This is a genomic window from Streptomyces beihaiensis, from assembly GCF_026274175.1.
Classification (GTDB): Bacteria; Actinomycetota; Actinomycetes; order Streptomycetales; family Streptomycetaceae; genus Streptomyces; species Streptomyces beihaiensis.
This window is the reverse complement of sequence record NZ_JAPHNL010000252.1, coordinates 1-305: the sequence shown is the minus strand read 5'-3', so window position 1 is coordinate 305 and position 305 is coordinate 1. Positions and strand designations below refer to the sequence as shown.

Here is a 305-nt window from a genome sequence, read left to right as displayed (position 1 = left end):
CCTCGGCTCGCGGCGCGGCCTCCTCGGCGGCGACCGGCTCGGCGGCGGCCGGAGCGGACACCGTGCGCGTGGCACGACGACGCGTACGACGCGGCGCGGCCTCCTCGGTCTCGGCCTGCGCCGTCCGGTCGGTCTGCTCGGTCTGGTCGGTCTGCTCGGTCCGTGCAGCGGCCACGGGCTGCTCCTCCTGCTCGTCCGTCGCCTGCGGCTCGGGGGCGGCAGCCGCGCGGGTGGCACGACGACGCGTACGACGCGGGGCGGCCTCCTGCGGCTCCGCGGTCTCCTCGGGGGCGGCGCCCTCGGCG

Annotated in this window: 1 protein-coding gene; it reads right to left on the bottom strand. The window is 80.0% G+C overall.

What is annotated here, in order from left to right; all coding sequences use genetic code 11:
* The coding region (locus OFY01_RS19680; RefSeq protein ID WP_266601704.1) for a hypothetical protein at window positions 1-305 on the bottom strand (305 nt) is incomplete at both ends.